Here is a 19,649-nt window from a genome sequence, read left to right as displayed (position 1 = left end):
CTTACTCTTCAAAATAGCATCAAGACTAAAGAATTTGTAGCACTGGTGACAGAAAACCAGTCTAATTCACATAGTACAGCCGATATGGTACAAATAGAGTTGGGTTGATAATTATGCCAATGATTAATTATCTACAACATGATGATCACGAGAAATCACAAACCGATTGGCTACGGTTTCTGGTTGAATCGCAGAGAGAATAACATGACTAGAATCAGTAATAATCACTGCCCTAGTCCGTCGTCCATAGGTAGCATCAACCAGTTGACCTCTATCCCTAGCATCGGTGATAATGCGTTTAATGGGAGCAGATTCTGGACTGACGATGGCAACGACTCTGTTGGCAGAGACGATATTACCAAACCCGATATTGATTAATTGAATTTCCATAAAAAAAATTTCAGCTAAACGAGAAATGAAAAGCTTGTAGCAAACTTATTTCCATGTTATCGCTAAAGAATCGGAGTTACAACGATTTAAACCACGTTAATCTGAGTTTTTTCATAACAAATGCTTTTTTTAGCTATATTATCAACGGAATTTCTTAAAAATATTCCATAAGATATATGCAAAATTACATCCATATAAGCTAGTCACGCTTTCTTTTGAATTTAAAATAAGTATAGGTGAGATGAGCTTTTTGAAGTTGGGAATGGTTAAACTGCTAGTACTGCAGTACTGGATTGGGAATTAAAAAAGTAGATTACACAGGATTTACTATTATAGACTCAAAGACATCTTATTGGCAAGATTCAGGAGCAATAATTAATGGTAATTACCCAATCTTTGAGCCTAGAATAAAAGCCGTAGGGGCAATTCATAAATGCCCCAAATGATCAAGAAACGCGATTCCTTTTAACTTTCTTCAATGCTTGCCATCTTTGTTGTAACTGCTGCCAGTTGGGAGTATGTCCACCATAACGCCAACTCACATAAGCATGACAGATTTCATCTATCACCTCAGCTATTTCTGGAGAATGGTGTTGGTATGAAACCTGGGCATATTCTAGAGGTGTTTGACTGGGATGCTTACCTAAACCCTTGTTAGCAGTCCATTGCAGCATTTGTTGGTAAAGTCTTTCCATTGGCGGTAATTTCTTTAACCACCGGATATTTAGCCACTTACGCCATTGTCCCCAACCCAGCCAACCTAAAAAGGCTGCGATTGTCCCCACAATTAAACCAGTTAATACCCCCAACCAACCTTTAGTAAATAAAGCCAAAAACCAAGCTATTCCTGGGAATAACCAGCTAAATATCGTCCCAAATACAGTATTTAAAATAGCTGTAATTGGTGAAGGTAGCCAACCAGCCACCCAATTCCAAAATTGCCGCAGCACACTAAAAGTCTGATCTTCTTCTATCGAAGGGGGAATTAAAGGATGTCCAGGAATTGGATCAAAGGTAAACCAGCCATACTTAGGAAAATAAACTTCCGTCATCGCATAGGCATCAGTATTGCGGACAACATACATTCCTGTAAACGGATTAAACTCTCCTGGCGCAAATCCCGCTACTAACCGCGCTGGAATGCCTATAGAACGCAGCATCACCGTTAATACAGTGGAAAAATGGTCTGGATAACCACCTTTATTTTTGAATAAAAAGGTTTCTACCAAGTCATCCTTTTCATCCAAATAAGGCAAATCTAAAGGGTTTGTCGGTAGGGTGTAATTTTGTTTAACATACTGGGCTAAGTAAAGAGCTTTTTCATAAGCTGAATCTAGGCTTTTCGTCCCTGGAGAACGGGAAACCCTTTGTTGATCATAACTAGCCAGTGCTTCTTCGGTGCGTTTTCGGACTTTATCGGCAATTTTTGGCGGGATTTGCAGGTAATAGTTTTTAATATTGGCTGGATATTTAGTTGATGCTTTACCTAATAAAGAGCGATCGCGGTAAGGAACATCCGAAACTACGGTATATGTTAGCCCTTCTGATAACCGTACTGGCGCACGTAAACCATCTTCTTGATCAACCGCTATCATTGGTGTGGGAAAGTACAAACCTTTGGGATAGGACATTGCCGGAATCAGATTAGGCAACTCTGTCACCAAATTATAGGTTTGCACTACCTCTTTAGTGAGAGTAGCGAAGGGTGCAAAATCAATAGAAATGCGGGAAGTCCAGGATGATTGTCTGAGGGTAGTAACTTGATCATTCCGGGAAATTTTCCAACCCTTACCCGTATAATTGTCAAAGGCCAGGACGCGCCAAAAACCTGCTGCTTGCGATCGCACACGCATCACCACCTTGGGTTTCATTTCCCCCCGCAGGTTTTGGTTAATCTCGCTATTGAAACCGTAATAAAAATTACTGTTTATTTTTCCTGGTTCACCAGCTTTTCCTGAGCCACTACCACTATAATTGTCATTACCTTGACCATTACCCTTGCCTTCACGGACATAACCGGGGTTGATAATACTCCGCCCCGTGAAATTTTCGGGAATTTTCAGGGGCGCACTCACAGGAAAAGACTGAATCTGATAACCAGGAAATCTGGGTAAAATTGCAAAAATCCCCAGTCCTAAAGCCACAATCAACAAAAAATTTAAAATTAGAAATTTAAAATTGAAACTAGAATTGTTCTTTTTGGCAGATTTTTCCGAAGTAGATTGCTTGAACCCTAGACGAGAACGGTAATCAAGCACTAAAGTGGGGAGAGATATTCCTAAAAATAATAGCAACACAGGTGCAAACGTCATAGTTTGGCTCAACGTCGCCGCCACACCCAGCAATATCAACCCAATCACAATCGAATAGCCCAAATCTTTGCGTCGGGGCGTATCAAAACTATGTAATAGCTGCAATTGAATCAATAACTCTGCCAAACTTAGCCGAGTATCATTCCAATTATCAATAAACCGCCCAAAAAAAGCCCCCAAAGCCAATAACATTCCCATCGCAATACAGAACTGCACAGGAATATTAGAACTACGGCGACGGTAGTAACTCCACCCCGTTCCTACCATAGTTAATGGTACTGTCCACAGACTAAATTGAGTTTCACCAGCAATATCCGTGGCCACAATCCCCAAAATTACCAAAGCCATCACCAGCACTCGTAAAGGAATTGAATCTTCCACTTCCCTTGTTGGAGATTTTCCTCTAGTTTGTTGCCACTGATTACCTACCGATAAACGCCAAAACCGATTCATCCTGGATAAATTAAACATTTTCAAACAACCAAAGCTATGATGTAGACGCTGCGGACACAATGCTAGGTATGAAAACTATTATCTTGTCTTCACCCCCTTATCCTAGCCGTATACTCCCTAAGAGTACAAGTATCCTGATCATAGCTAGGGTTCTAGATACACCTTTAATTAATATTGTTGATTCCCAAGAGAATTAAGTTTTAAAGCCAGAAAATTAATCAAGATTATTATACATCAGTTGCCATTGCTCCCATCTAATTCCTAGATATGGCATTTGCCTTAGATTTTCACCTGAATAGCCAACAATAAAGGCTGTTGATCCAATTCGGGAAACTCCACTGCCAAAGTATAAGTTGGCTGATTTCTATCAATTTGTAACTCTATCATCGGTATTTCTGAAGTCTCAGACCTCACAAATTCTTGAGTAGGATTACCCTGGAGTTGTAAAATCCCCAATGTAGGTAATTCACCCTGAACCGTCAACTTCGTAAATTTACCTAAATTCCGTAATTCTACTCGAATACTCAAAGTCCCCACCGTAGTGAGCCATTGTCTTTCTAGCAGTGGCTGATTAAATGAAATCGGCAAAGTTAGATTTTCTAACAGTTGCTTGGCTGCCATTAACGACAATGCCATTTGTTGACGTGGTAATAAATCAAAATAATCGCTCTCAACATCAGCCGTAGCTGTCAAAGTATCAGCAGAACGATAAGAGCTTCTCAACACTAACCCAGCCAAATCATTGATGACTTGAGTATCGGTAGGAAACATACTTTCTACCACCTGAACTAATTTAGCTCCCAGAGGTAGGGGAGATGTCAATAAAACCTGACATTTGGCCAACAATTGCCAAAAAACTTTTTCGGGCAAAGGAATCGGTAAATTTAACTTAGATTGGTGGACCGTCCACCCCCAAACAGGAACTAATCCCAGATATTGTTCTTCTACACAGTCAGGATACTCCACTGATTGTGTTTCCCAGGGGAACAACGGCGGATTTTTTTCTACTTGGTCTTGTAAACGACGCTTAAGAATAGCTTGAAAACGTTCTTGCACAGTAGGAATTTCTCCCAATTGAAAGGTTTGGGGCTTTTCTTGTCAATCTGAGTTCACCAATCATTTGGCTACCATCTGGAAATGAATGTCTACCCCGTCAATTTCCTCACATTATAACAAGCTGTACAAGTAGGTGCTGAATCTGTAATTTTTCAATACCCAAGCAAGTTGATGATTTTGTGAAGATTCACAAGTCACCATTCATGGGTAGATGCACTAGATCCGGACACTAAGGAATTCCGAATTTCCCAAGCCTGTTCCAAAATCTTAAACCAACGTTTCTGTAATTGTGCCATTGACAAGCCTAAAGTCTTAGATATTTCCTCATCAGGTTTTCCTGCTTGCTTCAAATCTAAGATGGATCTTTCTTTATTATCTAACTGGGCTGTATAAGTTTCCCATTGAATTGGAGTTAAACCCAAATTAGTTGGTAAAGAAACTTCTAACCACTCATGTACCAATTCCCAGCGATGTAAAAGAGCAAACCGAATTAAATGATATTTAAACCGTTGCTGCAAGTAATCACGCTGCCGAGATGTTAAACCCAAAATTGACTCAATTTCTGGTGCTGATAAATCCTGAAGACGAAGAGCAAAGTAATCAGCACAGTCAGATTGTTCTTTTTCTGCTAAATAGTCTATTAATTCAGTAATCACAACCGAGCGCAGGGTATCTTCTTCTGGTTCGGGCTGCATTGCCATAGCCGAGCGCAATTGGTGGATAGCTGGCTCTTCCCAAGAACCGTCAGACTCACCACCCCCACCAGATGATGCCTGTTCTATATCTACACTTGTTTCTAAAGGCTGCTGTTTAGAAAAAGTTTGCGCTCGCAGAATAATTAACTGTTGCTGCCTACCGGGGAGGGGAATCCGCCGTTTACCATATCGTTCGGTAAATGCCATGTATTCTCCCAATTCCAAGAGAGTATGGGGACGATAGGTAAGACCTAATTGGTTCTCCCTTCTAAAAGCATTTAAAGCCTCCAGATAAAAACTCTGGAGAAAATCTTCAATAATCGTCAACCGCCCTTGATAGCTTAATTGCTTGTGAGGGGGATTAATATAACGGTAAACAATGGCACTCAATGTGCTATGTAATTCTACCCTGCCACGACTTGAACCTAACTGATAGTAGCGGATACACTGTTGTAACCGATGTTTAGCTAGGCTCATGGCTGAACTTTCTACAGATCCGGAAGTTTGAATGCGTTTACTTTCATTACAAATCCGCAAAACTTCGTTAGTAATTCTCACAGATACATCGTGACAATTTTGCTCCGAAGCCTTAGTTGACTGTTGAAGTTCCTTAAATAGGAATTGAAAGATGACCTCCACGCTGATAGAAATTTTCCCCTGATTAGTTGCGATTGCTGTTGAATTCATAGTCCCAGTTCTCAAAAAGACCCTAACATACTTTGGACACGACTTGTCAGACCTTAGATAATAGCTGCATGGTTTTTGTGTACAAGTCAAACGCAAACCAATCTACAGTAAGGATATGTGGCGTAAGAAGATTGAACTTGTGAACCCCCATTTTGTGGGATATTTTGCGCTCATGTTTTAGCCATTATCCAAAAGTCATTTACAACTCATGATGGATTTAGAAGCACAAATTCAATTGCTGATAGACAATGCACCCCAGGATGGCGTGACACCACAGATTATGGTATCAATCGCTCCTGTATTAATCGCTATTGCCCAAAAGTTAAACCACTACCAATACTTTATTCTCCAAAATTCTGAGCAGGATTGGGTTTTAACTACATTGAGCAACCGCGCAAATCCAGGAATAGAAAAGCAAGTTATTTACGCTTTCCCTACCATACAAGATGTTTCCCTAATCTCAGATGATGGGCGTGACCCTCACTTGCTGCCAACCCTCATGGATGTTACTCAAATTTTATTCCAATTGGTAGCCCTGAAACCAGTACACAGCATAGTTTTTATCGAAACACCAGGAAATATAACAAATACTGTAGAAGTGCGGCGTTCTCAACTAGAAAGGCTGATTCAGCAACGATTACAGGAATTTAAAGGCAAAAAAATAATTCCTCCCAATATTGCCTAAGAGACTTCCAAATAAAAAAATATTCCGTCTTTATGAAGGTAGGGGAGGTAGGGGAGGTAGGGGAGGTAGGGGAGGTAGGGGAGGTAGGGAGACTATTGAAATGGGTATATTTCTTATCTGGTAAAAGTTTCAACTGATTTAGCCAGAATGAGATTCTTCCCCTACTCCCCCTACTCCCCCTACTCCCCCTACTCCCCCTGCTCCCCCTGCCCCCTATTTTTTTTAGTAGAGACGACTTAGGACATAGTCGGTCAAATTCATCAGGGCTTCGCGGGATGCTGATGGTTCTAAAATACCAATATGCTCGGTGGCTAATTTGCCATGGTGAGCAGCTAACTCTCTAGCTCGCTGGATACCTCGACTATCATGAATTAGTGCCAATGCCTTTTCTAAATCCCCTTCTTGGGCAAACTCTCGGTTAATCAAGGCTGCCAAGTCAGGTTTTTCTTCCAAGGCAAATAAAGCTGGTGCTGTTAGGTTGCCACTTTTGAGGTCAGAACCCGCTGGTTTACCCAGGGTGTCTGTGGAACTGGTGAAATCAAGAATATCATCTACTATTTGGAAGGAAAGACCTAAATGGCGACCGTAACTGTACAAGTGTTCGGCAGTTTCTAGGGATGTTTCACTAATTAAGCCAGCGGCTTTAGAACTGTTGGCAATTAATGAGGCTGTTTTGTAATAACTCTTTTGCAGGTAGGTTTCTGTAGAAAGATCAGCATCAAAACGATTTAACCCTTGTTGGATTTCTCCAGCGGCTAAATCCATAATTACTTCCGAAAGCAGTTTAACAACATCCAAATTATTGAGATTTGCTAAATACCAAGAGGATTGAGCAAAGAGGAAATCCCCGGCCAGTACAGCAATGCGATTACCAAACAAACTATGTACTGTCGGTACACCACGGCGGACATCTGACTCATCTACTACATCATCATGGACTAAGCTGGCTGTGTGGATCATTTCTGTAATTTCTGCCAGTCGTCGGTGACGCGGTGTAATATCTTCTTGTAGCATGGTTGCCCGCGATATCAGCAGCACTATCGCAGGTCTGATTCGCTTACCCCTAGCACCGAATAAGTGTTCGGCTGCGGCATAGAGAATGGGGTGGCGATTTCCAACTAGCTGTTTAAGGTTATCTGCTAGTATTTGCAGGTCTGCTTCCACAGGGGTAAACAGGGAGGTGGCTGGGGTCATGGATAGGCGGACTCTGGCTTAGGTTACGAAAGTTTACATATTCTTTAATTTTAAGATAACCCAGTGTCAGCGCAAAGTTTTCCTCTGGGAATCTGATTTTTAATACCTATTAAGTTATTCGGAGCTTGAATTAAAAATATGTTATCATAAATGCTCTTTTAATGTCGCTTCATTTCTTGTCACCCCAATTCTACGTAGTTATCAAAGGTAGAATGTTAATAAAATAACGCGCATTACCAACAACCGCAAATTCGCTGTCAGCAACGAAAATTTTTTAAATTTAGTGAAAAAATTAGCTTCAAATTCAGGCTGGCTGTGTTAGGCTAATACCTAGAGATATTAAATTTTTCAGCTTATTCACTTCCTAAGTAAAACCATCATTGGGTGATTTTACGCATTAGTGTTGTGGGTCTAAAATAACTCGTCGCCAAAGAAAAAATGGGAATAATTCCTAGATTCTCGGCGATAATCATGCCTTTTGAGTTGAATTATGCTTTTCCACTTATGGAAGTAACTCAACGTATTCAGCGCACGTTGGGTATTGGCGTATATCTATTTAAATTGGTATGAAGTCAATAACACAGGCTAGGTAGACTGCTGATGAGCGCAGTTAAATTTTGCTATTTAGCAACTTTACTGCTGTCGGATGTATGGCCTGGGAAAGTTGATATTAAAGAAAATAAATTAATGGACCGGAGAAAATGTATTTTCTACTGGAAAGTTTAGTATAGCTAACTACAGTTATCAAGGGTGTGCTTGGATTAACTAAGGTTTCGCTAGTTTTGTGTGCAATTTTATCTTCCTTAGTAATTAAAGATGGGGGAACAATGATTTACGGAAATATGCCCATGATGATATTTATTTTAGCTGCTGGATACTTATTTAGTGTGTATTTATTATTAGCATTAGCCAAGCGAACGGGCAAAAAAGGTCTTTCTCAAAGCGATTCTGATGCTGTCCAAGATAAGTACAAGCAGCAAAGAGGATTAACGACAAATGTGACTGAAGCTATGAATAGTCACTGAGAGGGGAGAGGGGAGAGGGGAGAGGGAGAAATTTTCTTCTTTCTTCTTTCTCCCCTTATTATACGACAGCATCAGCAAAACAGACTTGTTCTACCATTGGGGTATAGCCTAACCACTGCAAAGCAGACTGGGTAAATTGCTGAGGACAACCGCTGACAGCGAAGCGGGTGGGCATTGGTGGATGAATATTCTTAATCCCTAGTATATCTAATTCTTGAGAGCAAGCAGCTACTACATGAACTGCTGGATCAATTAGTTTGACTTGGGTAGGGAGGAGCGATCGCAAAACTGGTGACAAATGGGGATAATGGGTACAGCCATAAACTAAAGTATCTATTTCCTGCTTCAGCAAAGGTTCTAGATAAGTTTTGGCGATTTCAGTAGTATAAGGATCATGAATGCGATTTTGTTCAATTAGTGGCACAAATTCGGGACAACTGACCTGCCAAACTTGGACATGGGGTTGAATTTCTAAAATAGCCTGACGGTAGGCATTGCTTTGAGCCGTAGCTGGAGTAGCAATGACACCAATTCGCTGTCCTTGTTGGACTGCTGCCTTTGCCCCTGGTAGAATCACTCCTAAAATGGGGAAATTAAATTCTTGACGGACTATATCTAATGCCAGAGCCGAACTGGTGTTACAAGCCATAATTGCCATTTTCACCCGTTGCTGCTGCATCCAATGGAGGATTTCTCGGACAAATTGGAGAATTTCTAGTTGGGAACGAATACCATAGGGAAGGCGGGCTGTGTCCCCCACATAAATAATTGATTCGTTGGGGAGTTGTTGATAAATTTGTCGCAGTACGGTTAACCCACCGATACCACTGTCAAATACCCCAATCGGAGCGCGTTGAGGTTCTTGAGGGGAGAAAGTATCAAAATGACTATCAAAAATAGAAGATGAATACACAGCAAGTATTAATTTGGATTGTGGTCAGTGGTTAGTGGTCAGTAGGGGCGAAGCATTTGGAAGATAAATTATCGGTCATGGCCAAAAATAGTTCTCCAAATGCTTCGCCCGTACAGTGGTCAGTGGTCAGTGGTCAGTGGTTAGTGGTTAGTGGTTAGTAGGGGCGAAGCATTTGGAAGATAAATTATCGGTCATTGCCGGTTAGTAGGGGCGAAGCATTTGGAAGATAAATTATCGGTCATTGCCAAAAATAGTTCTCCAAATGCTTCGCCCGTACAGTGGTTAGTGGTTAGTGGTCAGTGGTAAACAAAAAACAACGAACAACTGACAACGAACAACTGACAACGAACAACGAACAACAGACGATCATTATCTTTGTTTTAAATAATTCAGAATACCACTAGCTATGCCCTCAGCCATAAGACTTTGGTACTCTGGTGATCCTAAACGGGGATTATCTTCTCGACCGGTCATATAACCTGTTTCTACTAAAATAGCAGGCATAGTATTTTTTCTCAGCACATAAAATCTAGCTTTCCGAGTGCCTCGATTATTCAGGGTACTAATATTTTGGAGAATAGTTTGCCGAACAGTTTCTGCTAAAGCATAACCACTGTCGTAATAATAGACTTCTAAACCATTAACATCAGACCGATTATCCACAGAATTGGCGTGAATGCTGACAAATAAAGTAGCATTAACCCGCTTGGCTATATCCACTCGTCCTTGCAGTTCCACAAAAAAGTCAGCATCTCGCGTGAGGACAACTTGGATACCGTTTTGTTCTAAAATTCTCGCCAGTTTTGTACTAATAGGTAGAACGACATCCTTTTCTAGCAAACCACCCAGTCCAGGAGCGCCAGAATCTTTACCGCCATGTCCAGGATCAATAACTACTAAAACTTTGCCATTAGGAACTGGTAGACGGGGCTGGGGTCTTGTTTGCGGTGGGTCTGTGCTAAAACTTGGAGGATCTAGTCGTGGGATAGAAGGGATAGGTGGTGTAATCGGAGGGCGTTGAGCGCGGAGGTTAGTTTGTAATTGTAGTGCTAATAATTGAGATGTGACTTGATTAAGTACCCCAAAGCTAACACCAGATGCAGGTTGAACAAGAACAACTACAGTATTGTCAGATTGGGGTTGGAGACGGACTTTCAGAATAGGGCTATTACTACTAAAAACCGGACCTTTGACCTGATTAGCTAACTTAGCATTGGGAATGGTGATGCGAAATAGACCGGAACTTCTATCCCAACCAGTGGTAGCAGATATGGCTTGATCTGCCCGAATTAGTAATTGTGTGCCATTACCACCGATTTCTACAGATTGAATAATTGCGGGGGAGTCACTCAGTGATGGTGCGGAGGATTGGTTATTATCAGGTAATTTGGCCAAACGATCTGGGATGACGACAAAACCGCTGTTACCACTAAGTAGGGCTTGCCAATTGCGACTATTGCTATCTAACTGCAAGGTCATGCGAACAGTAGATGGATTACTGGATGATTGGCTAAATTGGATACGACGGACTCCATAGCGATTAATCACTAGATCCCGTTGTCCCATATTTTGTGATAAGGCTGCACCAATGATATCAATATTAACAGAGCGATTGTCTTGACTGCGATTAACTTGCAGTTGAGGATTTCCACCACTGGTACTAATAAAAAACCCATCCCCTGTAACTCGGAATTGATCAATTTGCACTACCCCTGGGGGGATTTCTCGATTAGTAGATGGGGTAATCCGATTTGCTGTAACTACGTTGTAAATACTTCTGGGGTCTAGTGTTGGTTCAGATGATTGATCTGATGTTGGGGGTAGTGATGGTTCTCCAGTTTGCCCAGAAGCAATTTCTGGCTGTGGTAATTCTACTATCCAGCGTTTGCCATTGGTGGGAATAAATTTGACTTGCTTGGGGTTAAAGGTGTAACCAGGGGCTAGTTCGATAACTAAGCGTGTTGTCTGGTCATCAAATTGACCGATACGAATAGTGCGAATTTTGCCACCAATCTGTTGAGTTACGGACGGACGACCAAGTTCGGTTCCTGGTAAGTCAATTACCAAACGGGTGGGGTTAAAAATAAGTTGGGCTTGGGGTTGGACAGCGCTAGATGTGTTAATTTCTAAGTGATTTTGATTGGTATCAAACCGCCAAGATTCTAATTTCGCGGCAAAAGCGGGCGAAGATAGCATGAAGACCGTTCCAAAAGTGCTAGGTATTAACCAATGTAGTTTCACAATCCTTTCTCCTGATTCCTATTGATGGGATTTGTCAATATCTCGACTTATGGGCTAATCTTCAGACCATCACCGCTGCAAATTTAACTTTGTGCAAGTAAAAGATTTTGGTGTTGGTAGTAAGACACGGCTAATGGCGTAGAATTATAGCATATAATTGGTTTACTGATGCCATTTGGTCAGCAAATTTATTTTTCTAGGGTTGGTGATGAATCAGATGACAGGTGATAAAAGTAACTTTTTATCTGGATTTTAAATACTGAAGTATGCCTTGGGCGATCGCATCGGCCATTTGATTTTGATAAGCTGAAGTTCTCAGTTTGGCAACATCGTCTCTACCAGTTAAGAAACCGGTTTCTACCAAAATTGCGGGCATAGAAGTTTTGCGAAGCACATAAAATCTAGCTTTCCGCACTTTCCTATCTCTGACATTGAGACTTTGCAGAATTTTACTATGGACAATCTGAGCTAGTCTTAAACCACTATCATAATGATAAGTCTCTAAACCACTAACTTCTGGACGATTTGCACCTGCTGAATTAGCGTGGATACTGACAAATACATCAGCATTAGCCCGTTCTGCCATGGTCACTCGTCCTGGTAAAGTGACAAAGTAGTCAGAGTCTCTGGTCATAATTACTTGGATACCATTTCGTTCCAAAACTTCAGTAATTCTTTTGCTAATTGGTAAAATAACATCCTTTTCCAGCACTCCACCGATACCAATTGCCCCTGAGTCTTTACCACCATGTCCGGGGTCAATTATCACTACTATTTTGCCTTTACGAAGGTCGCGCCTTGGGGTAATTTGTGGTTGTCTGGGTTTAAGGTCAGGTAGTTGTTGTTTGGGTGGTAATAGGGGAGGTAAATTCATGGGTGGTCTAATCTGACGATATTGTTGCAGTTTTAGAGCCAGGAATTTGTCTCCTGCTTGATTGAGTACACCTAGTGTAACACCTGATGCAGGTTGAATCAAGATAACTACAGTATTTGGCGGTTGCGGTTGCAGACGAAGTTTGATAATAGGACTATTAGCATCAAAAGTAAGGCCTTTGACTTCATTGGCTAATTTAGCATTAGGAATGGTGATCCGGAACAAACCAGAACTTTTATCCCAACCTGTAGTAGCGGATATAACTTGGTCAGCTTTAATTAATAATTGTGTGCCATTGTCCGCAAGTTCTATAGATTCAATTGTCGCAATTGAGTCGTTATTGTTTCTGGTGGGGGGAAAATTATCAGTTTCAGGGGCATTAACCATTCCCCTGGTGGGAAGGATAATTAAACCGCCGCTACTAGCGGTTACTCGCCAATCAGGGCTATTTGTGGCGATTTTTAAGGTCATGCGGACAGATGTTGGTGTTGTTTGCAATTGAGTAAATCCAATGCTGTCCACACCGTGTTTATTAACGGCTAAATTTCCTTGTGTTAAATTTGCTGATAAAGTTGCATCAAGAATGTCAATAAATACCGTAGTTTTATCTCGACTTCTGATGATTCTAGTTTGAGGATTACCGCCATTTGTCCGCATAAAAAAACCATCACCAGTAATTTGCAAACTCTCAATTTGAGTTGTTCCCCTCCTGCTGTTAGCAATTTTAGCAATGGGTGAAAATTCAGGTTTTGCCTGGGAATCTATGCCGACTAAATTGTAATTATTATTATTGTTAGTGTTATTATTGGTGGCAGATGAGTTGGAATCAGATTCTAATTTTGGTAGTTGTACTGTCCAGCGATTAGCACTTTTACCCACAAATTTCACTTGTTTTGGATCTAGGGTATAACCAGGACTTAATTCTAAAACTATCCTGGTTGTTTGTTCATCAAATTGACCAATGCGAATTTCCCGAATTCCTCCACCTATTTGTTGAGTTAACTGAGAACGTCCGAATTTCACACCCGGTAAATCAATTACTAACCGAGTGGGGGTAAAAACTAATTGTGCTTCTGGTTTTACAGCACTATTTGTATTAATTTCTAAGAGATTTTGATTTCGATCAAATCGCCAAGATTCCAATTTTGCGGCTAAAGTTGGCGACGATAGCATGAGTACAGTACCAAAGGTAGCAGGTAGTAACCATTGTAGTTTCACGGCTTTTTCTCCTACTGAAAAATTTAAAGGTATGTGAAGAAAAGTAAAATCGCCCAAAACTCTCTTCCTGTTCCCTGTTCCCTGTTCCCTGTTCCCTGTTCCCTTGCCCCAACGACAATTTTTAACGCCAACCTACTAATAATGATATGGACACATACAAAAAACACCCACCACTGTCAATTACTGACATAGATTGGCGGGTTATCCTCCATAATTACTAAAAACATCTTTAAGCTGTAAAAACTGTCCTGAGAAAAAATAGGAATACAAAACATTATCAAGGCTACTAAAATGGGGGGGAAAGGAAAGTTTTATAAAACCAAAAGAAAACCAAAAAGTAAATTTAATTAAAGGTAGAAATAATAACCATTTTTAAAATTAGAGGGTTTCCAGATTACAGGAGACGGAGATTGGATGAGAGAAGTTTCTTCCAACCTCCTGATATAGTAAATGTAAAAACTACAGCAGAGAAAATTTTCAACTATCTTCTGTGCGATTTACAGCAGAATTTGAGGTGAAATTCAAATTACTAATCATCTTTTGTAGTTACGAGAGATTGTGGTATTTCTACTGCTAATGTTTTGCCAGAGTTGCTATCTAAATTTGCTGAGGTGTTTGATTCTGGAAATACAAATCTCAACAGGGGAGGAGCGATGAATGTGGTAATAATAACCATCATAATAATTGCTGCTCCTAATGGTTTTGAGAGGACACCACTAGCTGCACCGACACCAGCAAATACTAAGCCAACTTCACCTCTGGGAATCATCCCCACACCAATGGCCAAGCGGTTAATGCCGGGTTGACCAAATACTGTTAAGCCTGTCACTACTTTACCAATGATGGCGACTGTGATCAGGAAAGTTGCCATGATTAAGGCTTCCTGATTGGTAGGAATGGCTGGGTTTAAGACTCCCAAATCGGTTTTTGCCCCGACTGTGACGAAGAAAACTGGAACTAGCATATCAGCAATGGGGATAACTTGCTTTTGGAGTTCTTTGCGTTTGTCGGTTTCTTCGAGAACTAACCCGGCGGCAAAAGCCCCAAGAATGGCTTCTAAATGGATGACTGAGGCGAGGTAAGCCATGATTATGGCAAAAATGAAGGCAGGGATGACTAATTCCCCTCTGGTTTTGAGTTGATCTGCGATCGCTACAAATGATTTATTAAAGACATTACCAAAAACTATCGCCCCAATGAGAAAAGCACTGGCACTAATAATCAGATAAATGACGTTACCCACATCAACTACACCATCTTTGGCTAAACTGGCAACTACCGCGAGAACGATAATTCCCAAAACATCATCAATAACGGCTGCACCGAGAATAATTTGCCCTTCTTTAGAATTCAAGCGTCCTAATTCGGAAAGAACTTTGGAGGTGATACCAATACTGGTTGCTGTCAAAGCTGCACCTGCAAAAATCGCGGGAATGGCACTAATCCCAAATATGGTCATTAATCCCACTGTACCTGCTGCAAAGGGGACTATTACCCCGACTGTAGCCACTACGAAGGCTTGAACACCAACAGCCATGAGGTCTTTGAGGTTGGATTCTAAGCCAATTTCAAACAGGAGGATAATTACACCCAATTCTGATAAAACTGAAACCACCTCAGACTGCGCTGCAAATACCTGTGGTGTGGCTTCTGGGGTTAATCCAGCGGTGAGTTGCAAGAAGGTCATGATTAAGGAATTAGAAGCGTCTGTACCACCTTCTGGGAAGACTAACAAATGGAGTACGGAAACACCGATAATTACACCACCGAGAAGTTCACCTAAAACTGCTGGTAAGCCGATTTTGTTACATAATTCTCCACCAACTTTGCTGGCAAAGTAAATTACGACTAAGCTTAAGAGGACAGCGGCTAATACCATGGAACTGTCTGCGGTGGCTGTGGCTGTGGCCAATAAGGGAATGGTTGCACTGATAAGCTGCATTGGTTATCTGAATAACAATTTCTTTATTTTTACTCTTTTTTTGACGGGAATTTATTCAGGTATATATACACCGCTAATAACAGCTATAAGTTGTGATATACAATTAGACCGGCGGTTATAAATCGCGTTTACACGGACAAAGCTACAAACTTGCATTATGCTGAGAATTTAAGCGATACTATAGATTTGGAGTCTTTGAATCTAGTAGAAAAGCGTTAATTCATTTTGATTGTAATTACGCTGATAAAAGCTTACCAGAGTGTCCCAAAAATAGATAATTAGTTTCAGATCCCCGACTTATTGAAGAAGTCGGGGATATATTAAAATGGATAGTCAGAATCAGGATATCCAGGATTTAAGGATTGACAGGATAATAATGGTTACTCCGTGATTTTCAATATAAGCAATTATAAATTGCGATTACGTCGGCACAATATAGCTGATTTTCTGTTGGTTTAGCACTATGGTTAGTTATGTTTTAACACTGAATAAATAATTAAAATCACGGTATGTTGGGTTAAGAAAACCCAACATCTTATTTTATGTTTATTTAATCTTCATAATCTTCATCAGCATCTTTTAATTCATCGTGTTTTCCTTTAATTCTGTCATAGATAGAAATAACTGTATTTTCAGATACTTCTTCACCAAACAAGTCTATAGCAATTCTATTAGCTATTTCTAGTGTATCATTTACATAAACAGAACTATCTACAAGATGTAACGGTAATTTACTCCCGTATAAACTTAGAAAATCATCAAATTTGCTAGACATTGTTTTCTGTTAATTTAAACCTGTGTGCTAAAGAAAAATACAAGATTACAAGTAATTTGTCAAGATATGGTAAATAATTTGCAAGGGTTTAGCATTGCTAAACCCCTACAAGTTATTAATTATTCAGCACCCTCAATTGGGGCAAAACCTTGACGTTGGATGTTTTCTGTGATATGGCGTGGTTCTAAGAATTGCAGCAAATAATCTGGTCCTCCTGCTTTTGAACCGACTCCAGAAAGCTTAAACCCGCCAAATGGTTGACGAGATACTATTGCACCAGTTATATTCCGATTAATGTATAAATTCCCAACTTCAAATTCTGCTTGCGCTTGTTCAATGTGGGAAGGTGTGCGAGAATAAAGACCACCAGTTAAAGCGTAATTTGTGCCGTTGGCAACATCTATTGCTTCTTGAAAATCTTTAACTCGAATTACCGCTAAGACAGGGCCAAATATTTCCTGTTGGGCTATGACTCCATTTGCGGGTACTTCCGAAAAAATCACCGGACCGATAAAATAACCTTGACTGGGTGCGGGTAATTCTAACGCGACTTTTGCTTCTTGTTTACCTTTTTGAATATACTCCAAAATGCGATCGCGCGAAATAGCATCAATTACCGGACCAACTTGGGTACTGGGTAACTCCGTCTCCCCAATATTCAAGGATTTTGTGGCTTCTACCAACCTTTCCACAAACGCATCATAAATGGGTTCAAGCACAATCACCCGTGAACAAGCAGAACATTTTTGACCACTATAACCAAAAGCAGATTGGACAACGCCGACAACAGCCTGGTCTAAATCAGCACTTTCATCAACAATGATGCCATTTTTGCCACCCATTTCCGCAATCACTTTCTTGAGATGCTTTTGACCAGGTTTGAGAATTGCGGCTTCTGCGTAAATTCTACAACCTACTTCTTGAGAACCAGTAAAAGCAATGACATGAGTATCAGGATGATTAACTAAATAAGCGCCGACTTGAGAACCCTTACCAGGAACGTATTGAAAAACACCTTTAGGGATTCCCGCTTCCATTAAGATTTCTGTAAATTTTGCAGTAATAACAGAAGAAGTTTCCGCCGGTTTGAGTAAAGTACAATTTCCCGAAACCAAAGCAGCGACAGTCATACCGCAAGCAATAGCCAAAGGAAAATTCCAGGGAGAAATCACAATAGCGATTCCTTTGGGTTGGTAAATATAACGATTGGTTTCCCCAACCACATCATAAATTACACCCTTATCCAACCGTTCCATTTCCTCAGCATAATAAAGACAAAAATCAATAGCTTCCGAAACTTCCCCGTCAGCTTCCTTAACAGGTTTCCCCACCTCCAAAACTATCCAAGCGGAAAGTTCAGCGCGTCGTTCCTCCATTAACTTCCCAGCTTGACGCAAAATATCAGCGCGTTGCTTAACTGAGGTCTTCTTCCAAGCGGGAAAAGCCGCTTTTGCAAATTGCATAGCTTCCTCAGCCTGTTCAACACTTAGCAAGCCCACCTTACCAACAACCTGACTAAAATTAGAAGGATTAAGAGAATCAACAAAAGTAGTTGTATTCACATATTCCCCATTCAGCAAAGGTAAATAAGTCTTCCCCAACTGCTGACGCACATTTTCAAAAGCTAAACTTGATTTTTTCCTTTTTTCTCCTTGAGCAAAATCCGTATCCGCAACACCAACAAAACCTTCCTTCTCTTCTTTGCTCCTTTGCGCCTTTGCGCGAAACATATCTATAATTGGAGGTGCTAACAACTCCTCAACGGGACGATTTTCCAGATTTTGCCGTAAAAACGAACTATTCGCCGTATTTTCCAACAACCGCCGAATTAAATAAGCCATTCCCGGTAACAAATCACCGTAGGGACAATAAACCCGTACGCGATAACCCTTATCTACCAAAGCTTTAGCTATTTTATCACCCATGCCGTACAGAACTTGCATTTCAAAGCGACGACGGGGAACATTGAGACTTTCCGCTATGGCTATGGCGCGAGATTGCGATCGCACATTATGACTTCCTATGGCAGAATAGACATACTCATGATTTTCGAGTAATAGTTGCGTAATCGTCTCAAAATTGGCATCGGTGGCGACTTTATCATTATAAACTGGTTGTGGCCAATGCTTTTGAGCAGCTTTAATAGTTTCCTGATCCCAATACGCACCTTTAACTAAGCGAATACTGAGAGGATAACCGCGTTGTTTTAACCAAGCAATGATATCTCTAGCGTCTTGTTCACTATCACGCAGATATGCTTGGATTGTCATGCCAATATCTGTGCGTTGACGAAATTCCTCTTCCAGTAACAGTTTTTTGAGAATGGTAAAAGTAATATCCTTGTAGGCATATTGTTCCATATCAAAATGGACTGCTGCACCCAATTCTTGAGCGCGACGGAGTAAAGTCCGAATATGATTGCTGACTCTTGCTTCACTACCTTGAGCATCTAAAGGGTCAAATTGGGAATAAAACGCCGTTAATTTGACAGAAACCTGAACTTTCGGGATATTTTCGCCGTCAGCTTCATCAATAGCGGGAATTTTCGCCCAATTTTTTGATGCTTCTACCAATTGCTGCATCAATTCCAGGTATCTTTCTAAATAAGATTGCGCTTCTACTTCCGTAATTACCGCTTCACCGAGTAAATCAATGGTGAAAGCCATTTTCTCCTTTCGCAGTCTCTCAACGGTTTTGATGACTTGCTTAATATTTTCGCCGGAAATATACTTGTGTGCTAAAGTTTCTACAGCAGTTCCCACGGTTGTCGCTGCTACCTGTGCGGGCATAGAATCGGGGTTAGCAAAATTTAAGATTGCTTTTAAAGCTGTGGGTAGTTCTACCGATTCATCTCCCAAATATTCTTGCATATGGGAGGCGATTTCTGATTTACTATGTATTGCGGGCAAAGTATCAATGAACCGAAATAATTGTACTCTTAAACCCGGATTACTCATAGCCCAATCGAGTAGTTTATCATCCCAGCGCATTTGGTCGCGTAAAGCAGATAGAAATGAGCGATTTTCCTGGGTAGCAGCGAGAACCTGTTTAGCAATTTCTTGGGTTTTCGCTTCGTAAGTGCTGTTTTCTACTTGTAATACCATAAATTTGTCAGTTTCCAAACAATATTTTTTTGAAGTAATGTTGAATGATTTTCTCAAAATGGATTACGGTGTTATTTCTAACTTA

13 protein-coding genes are annotated in these 19,649 nt (G+C 40.7%); 2 read left to right on the top strand and 11 right to left on the bottom strand.

Features of this window, described 5'->3' with window-relative positions; genetic code table 11:
• Positions 1–123: 123 nt before the first annotated feature.
• The 4 genes from remA to hetZ form a co-directional block, all read right to left on the bottom strand.
• Positions 124–390, bottom strand: coding sequence for an extracellular matrix/biofilm regulator RemA (gene remA / locus AN490_RS03760; protein WP_015080662.1), 267 nt, complete (start codon positions 388–390; stop codon positions 124–126).
• Between the two features lie 446 nt (positions 391–836).
• Complete coding sequence (locus AN490_RS03755; protein ID WP_300000078.1) at positions 837–3,173, bottom strand: DUF3488 and DUF4129 domain-containing transglutaminase family protein; 2,337 nt, start codon at positions 3,171–3,173, stop codon at positions 837–839.
• A gap of 261 nt (positions 3,174–3,434) precedes the next feature.
• Complete coding sequence (locus AN490_RS03750) at positions 3,435–4,211, bottom strand: PatU (RefSeq protein ID WP_300000076.1); 777 nt, start codon at positions 4,209–4,211, stop codon at positions 3,435–3,437.
• A gap of 194 nt (positions 4,212–4,405) precedes the next feature.
• Positions 4,406–5,593, bottom strand: coding sequence for a heterocyst differentiation protein HetZ (hetZ, locus tag AN490_RS03745; protein ID WP_015080665.1), 1,188 nt, complete (start codon positions 5,591–5,593; stop codon positions 4,406–4,408).
• A gap of 211 nt (positions 5,594–5,804) precedes the next feature.
• Between hetZ and AN490_RS03740 the strand changes: the two genes are divergently transcribed.
• Complete coding sequence (locus AN490_RS03740; protein ID WP_041458069.1) at positions 5,805–6,278, top strand: hypothetical protein; 474 nt, start codon at positions 5,805–5,807, stop codon at positions 6,276–6,278.
• Positions 6,279–6,500: 222 nt separating this feature from the next.
• On the opposite strand, the gene sds is transcribed toward AN490_RS03740, so the two are convergent.
• Positions 6,501–7,472, bottom strand: a complete 972-nt coding sequence (gene sds / locus AN490_RS03735) for a solanesyl diphosphate synthase (RefSeq protein WP_300000074.1) — start codon at positions 7,470–7,472, stop codon at positions 6,501–6,503.
• 752 nt (positions 7,473–8,224) lie between these two features.
• Between sds and AN490_RS03730 the strand changes: the two genes are divergently transcribed.
• A complete protein-coding gene (locus AN490_RS03730; protein ID WP_325064818.1) occupies positions 8,225–8,497 on the top strand; it encodes a hypothetical protein in 273 nt (90 codons plus the stop codon).
• A gap of 58 nt (positions 8,498–8,555) precedes the next feature.
• Here AN490_RS03730 and murI read toward each other — a convergent pair whose 3' ends face one another.
• The 6 genes from murI to pruA all read right to left on the bottom strand — a co-directional run bounded on the left by murI (position 8,556) and on the right by pruA (position 19,564).
• Complete coding sequence (gene murI / locus AN490_RS03725; protein ID WP_300000072.1) at positions 8,556–9,410, bottom strand: glutamate racemase; 855 nt, start codon at positions 9,408–9,410, stop codon at positions 8,556–8,558.
• 369 nt (positions 9,411–9,779) lie between these two features.
• Positions 9,780–11,651, bottom strand: coding sequence for an N-acetylmuramoyl-L-alanine amidase (locus AN490_RS03720; protein WP_300000070.1), 1,872 nt, complete (start codon positions 11,649–11,651; stop codon positions 9,780–9,782).
• Positions 11,652–11,892: 241 nt separating this feature from the next.
• Positions 11,893–13,743, bottom strand: coding sequence for an N-acetylmuramoyl-L-alanine amidase (locus AN490_RS03715; protein ID WP_300000068.1), 1,851 nt, complete (start codon positions 13,741–13,743; stop codon positions 11,893–11,895).
• 529 nt (positions 13,744–14,272) lie between these two features.
• The gene (locus AN490_RS03710; RefSeq protein ID WP_300000066.1) at positions 14,273–15,685 is read right to left on the bottom strand and encodes a cation:proton antiporter; all 1,413 of its coding nucleotides are present in this window, start codon (positions 15,683–15,685) and stop codon (positions 14,273–14,275) included.
• Between the two features lie 550 nt (positions 15,686–16,235).
• A complete protein-coding gene (locus AN490_RS03705; RefSeq protein ID WP_271821172.1) occupies positions 16,236–16,460 on the bottom strand; it encodes a hypothetical protein in 225 nt (74 codons plus the stop codon).
• A 119-nt stretch (positions 16,461–16,579) separates the two neighbouring features.
• On the bottom strand, positions 16,580–19,564 hold the full coding sequence (gene pruA / locus AN490_RS03700; RefSeq protein WP_300000064.1) for an L-glutamate gamma-semialdehyde dehydrogenase: 2,985 nt from the start codon (positions 19,562–19,564) through the stop codon (positions 16,580–16,582).
• Positions 19,565–19,649 lie beyond the last annotated feature (85 nt).

It is taken from the genome of Anabaena sp. AL09 (assembly GCF_001672255.1).
Taxonomy (GTDB): Bacteria; Cyanobacteriota; Cyanobacteriia; order Cyanobacteriales; family Nostocaceae; genus Dolichospermum; species Dolichospermum lemmermannii.
This window is presented reverse-complemented; position numbering and strand designations above follow the sequence as displayed.